The organism is Stenotrophomonas sp. 05L44_2 (genome assembly GCF_056665995.1).
The window spans coordinates 1-4,274 of record NZ_JBFTNR010000359.1 but is presented as its reverse complement, the minus strand read 5'-3'; the positions used below and the strand labels follow the sequence as shown (position 1 = coordinate 4,274).

Annotated in this window: 4 protein-coding genes; 2 read left to right on the top strand and 2 right to left on the bottom strand. The window is 66.9% G+C overall.

Annotated features, from left to right (window positions below; translation table 11 throughout):
• Nucleotides 1-406 (top strand): ATPase, T2SS/T4P/T4SS family (locus AC1VAN_RS13390; RefSeq protein ID WP_480985972.1); only part of this gene is annotated, 406 nt, incomplete at its 5' end.
• 66 nt (nucleotides 407-472) lie between these two features.
• On the opposite strand, the gene AC1VAN_RS13385 is transcribed toward AC1VAN_RS13390, so the two are convergent.
• Entirely contained in the window at nucleotides 473-1,846 is a 1,374-nt protein-coding gene (locus tag AC1VAN_RS13385) for a sigma-54-dependent transcriptional regulator (RefSeq protein WP_480985971.1), read from the bottom strand.
• A gap of 54 nt (nucleotides 1,847-1,900) precedes the next feature.
• Entirely contained in the window at nucleotides 1,901-3,514 is a 1,614-nt protein-coding gene (locus tag AC1VAN_RS13380; RefSeq protein WP_480985970.1) for a sensor histidine kinase, read from the bottom strand.
• Between the two features lie 376 nt (nucleotides 3,515-3,890).
• On the opposite strand from AC1VAN_RS13380, the gene AC1VAN_RS13375 reads away from it, so the two are divergent.
• Nucleotides 3,891-4,274, top strand: a 384-nt coding sequence (locus AC1VAN_RS13375; protein WP_480985969.1) for an ATP-grasp domain-containing protein, incomplete at its 3' end; no start/stop codon positions are given.

Below are 4,274 nucleotides of genomic sequence, written 5' to 3'. Positions count from 1 at the left end.
GAACATGGGTATCGCGCCGTACAACATCACCAGCTCGGTGACGCTGGTGATTGCCCAGCGCCTGGCGCGCCGCCTGTGTTCGAACTGCAAGCGCCCGGCCAATCTGCCGGAGCATGCGCTGCTGGCCGAGGGCTTCACCCAGGCGCAGCTGGATGCGGGCATCGAACTGTATGAGGCGGTGGGCTGCGACGAATGCACCGAGGGCTACAAGGGCCGTACCGGCCTCTACCAGGTGATGCCGATGACCGACGAGATCGCGACCATCGTGCTGGCGGGCGGCAACGCGCTGCAGATTGCCGAGGCTGCGCAGGCGATCGGCGTGAATGACCTGCGGCAGTCGGCGTTGAAGAAGGCGGCCGCGGGCGTGACCAGCCTGGCCGAGATCAATCGCGTCACCAAGGATTGATGCCGTAGATCCACGCCATGCGTGGATGGGCGRTGCACGGGGTTGCCGGCCAGCGGCCGGCACTACCTATTCCATCCCCAGCTTCTTCAGCTTGTAGCGCAGCGCACGGAAGGTGATGCCCAGCTGCGCGGCAGTGCGGGTCTTGTTCCAGCGGTTTTCTTCCAGCGCGCGCTGGATCGCACTGCGCTCGAGCTGCTCGATATACGAGGGTAGGGCGRCACTGCCTGGATGCAGATCCACAACGGCTTCAGCGTGCGCAGCGCTGCCGGGTGAGCGAGGCGCATGCTGCGGCAGGCGCAGGTCGTCGGCGCCGATACGGTCTTCCTCGGCCAGTGCCAGCGCGCGTTCGAGGATGTTCTCCAGCTCGCGCACGTTGCCGGGGAAGCCGTACTGGGCCAACGCGTCCAGCGCCGACGGCGCCAGCAGCGGGGTGGCGCGGCCGTGGCTGCGGGCCAGCCGCGCCAGGATCGACGCGGCCAGCGCGGGCAGGTCCTGGCGACGCTCGCGCAGCGGCGGTACGCGCAGTTCGATGACGTTGATGCGGTAGTAGAGGTCGTGGCGGAAGCGCCCGTCTTCGACCAGCTCGGCCAGATCCTTGTGGGTGGCCGAGAGGATGCGCACGTCCACCGGTTCTTCGCTGGGGGCGCCCACCGCGCGCACCGATTTTTCCTGGATCGCACGCAGCAGCTTCACCTGCATCTGCAGCGGCAGCTCGGCCACTTCATCCAGGAACAGGGTGCCGCCGTGKGCGGCCTGGAACAGTCCSGGCTTGTCGGCRTGGGCRCCGSTGAAGCTGCCCTTGCGGTGGCCGAAGAACTCGCTCTCCATCAACTCGGTGGGAATGGCGCCACAGTTGACCGGCACGAACGGCCCAGCGGCGCGTGCACCCTGAGCATGGATGGTGCGTGCAACCAGTTCCTTGCCCACCCCGGATTCGCCCAGGATGTAGACCGGTGCCTGGCTGCGCGCAACCTTGCCGATGGTGGCGCGCAGCACGTCCATCGCCGGCGATTCGCCGAGCAGACGTGCGGCCTGTTCGGCGGCGGGACCGGCAACCGGGCGTTCGCTGTTGTTGAGTTCCAGCGCATGCTTGACCAGGCCGCGGAGCACGGTGATGTCCACCGGCTTGCTGACGAAATCGAAGGCACCGGCTTTCAGCGCTTCCACGGCCAGGTCCATGCTGCCGAAGGCGGTGATCATCGCCACTGGCGTGCGCGGATAGTGCTGGGCGATCTCGCTGACCAGTTCGATGCCATTGCCATCGGGCAGGCGCATGTCGGTTATGCACAGGTCATAGGGATTGCTGGCCAGCAGTTCGCGGGCTTCGGCGAGGTTGGCGGCGGTGCTGATGCGCAGGCCCATGCGGCCGAGGGTCAACACCAGCAGTTCGCGGATATCGCGTTCATCGTCGACGACGAGGGCGCTGCGGGTTTCGTTCATGGGTGGGAAAGATAGCCGAGGGTGTGGAAGGCGACAAATGTTTGACGCACCGAATCAGTGCGGAAGCAGGGTGTGCGGGCCGGGCAGTACCAGGCGGAAGCAGGAGCCGCCGGCGGGGACGGGGATGTAATCCAGCCGCGCCTGGTTGGCCCTGCACAGCTCGCGGGCGATATAAAGGCCCAGGCCGGTGCCGTGCTCGGAGGTGGTGAAGAAGGGGCGGAACAGTTGCGCGGCGACGGTCTCGGGGATGCCGGGGCCACGGTCCATCACGTCGATCACCGCACTTCGCTCGTGCTGGGCCACGCGCAGCCGCACGCGCGCGGGCTGCTCGCCGATGCGGCCGTACTTGAGGGCGTTGTGCACCAGCACGGTCAGCACCTGGTACAGGTGGCGCGGGTCGACCTGGGCCGGCACAGAGGTGTCGTTGATGATCGGTTCGATGCTGTCGGTTTCCAGCGTCTGGCCCTGCTTGTACTCCAGCACGAAGCGGCGCACGAAGGCGGCCAGGTCGACATTTTCCGGGTTGGCGCGTTCGCGCCGGGCCAGGCCCAGCACGCTTTCAACGATGCCGTTGGTGCGCTGGCACTGCTGGTGGATGATCTGCAGCAGGCGGCGGTCGCTTTCGTTGAAGCCGGTGCCTTCCTCCAGCAGCTGCACGGCGTAGTTGATGGCCGCCAGCGGGTTGCGGATCTCGTGCGCGAGGCTGGCCGAGAAGCGCCCCATCGCCGACAGGGTGAGCGATTCGGCGCGGCGCGAGACCACGCTGGAGTCGTCCAGGAACACCAGCACCAGGTCGCTGCCGGCCAGCAGGCGRGCGAAGCGTGGCTGCACTTCCGGCTGGTCGGGGTTGAGTTGCAGCGGCATTTCATCCTGTGCCCAGCCGTTGCGCCAGCGTTGCAGGCGCCGGGCAAGTTCGGGGGCGACACTGGCCAGGTCGAGGCGGCCCGAATCACTGTTGCCATCGCGGTCGCCCAGCAGGATCGAGGCAGCTTCGTTGGCCAGGGTGATGCGGTTGTCGGCATCCACCACCACCACGCCGGTGCGCATGCGGCGGATGATCAGTTCGTTGATCTGGAACAGGTTGGCCACTTCGTCGCCACGCTGGTTGGCCAGCTGCTGGTTGCGGCGKGCRCGGTTGCCGAYCTGGTAGCTGATSMAGGCCAGSGCSAGGTAGCTGGTGRYGAACATCGCCAGTTCGGCCAGSGTGCGGGTGGGATCGCCGCCTTCCAACACTTTCCACAGGTATTCGGCGGCGGTGGCGACGCTGGCGGCCAGCGCCAGCACCAGGCCCCAGCTGAGCGGCAGCAGGGTGGCGGCGGCGGCGATGTTGAACAGCAGCGACATCGAGATGCCGGCGCTGGCGCCGGGCAGGGCGTGCGCCAGCAGGCTGGCGGCGACGATGTCCAGCAGCACGCCGCCAACCACGATCGGCCGCAGCCAGCGTTCGTTGCGGCCGATCACCAGCCACAACAGGGACAGCAGCAGATAGGCGGCGCCGACCGAATAGGCCAGGCGCGGGTGATGCGCTTCGCCGACCATGGCCGACAACGGGCTGTACAGCAGGGCGGCGATGACCGAGGCGATCAGCACCCGGTACAGGGCGAAGAAATACAGCTCGCGCCGCGGTATCGATTCGATGCGGTCGATCAATGAAGCACTGGGTGACACGCCGGAACTCCCCTTCTGGCTGCCTGGAACTGGGTCATGACGGCGGTGGGCCGAACCTGCCCGACGTCCCCCGATCGTCGGATCTGCTCGCTGCCCGGTTGCCGGCACCGTGGGTCGAATTTATGGGGCCAGTATAGGGCGCCTGTACCGGGCTGGGCTGCGCAGTCGGCCCGGGCGGGCGTTTGCGGTGTGATCCAGGCCGTGCCGCAACTGCCTGAATGACCATGGAAATCTGGCCGGTTCGGGCCTTTTGTCCATACTTCTTTGCGCCCCGGCGCCGGCTCGGCCACAATAGTGGGCCCGCCGCGGTCCATGCCGGCGCCCCGCCGGGGCCCTGAGGAATTGCGTGCGGTCGTTCCTATTCCCACGGTGACGCATGAATTTCCACGAATACCAGTCAAAACAACTGCTTGCCGAGTACGGCATCCCGGTCCCGGCCGGCAAGGTCGCTGCGACCCCGGACGAAGCTGTTGCCGCTGCCAACTCCCTGGGCCAGGGCCCCTGGATGGTCAAGGCGCAGATCCACGCTGGCGGCCGCGGCAAGGCTGGCGGCGTCAAGTTCTGCAAGACCACCGACGACGTGAAGGCCGCTGCGGCCAAGATGCTCGGCACCAAGATGGCCACCTACCAGACCGCTGGCGTTGAACTGCCGGTCAACCTGGTGCTGGTGACCACCGCTGGCGAGATCGTCAAGGAACTGTACCTGTCGGTGCTGGTTGACCGTGGCACCAAGACCATCACCTACATCGCTTCTTCGGAA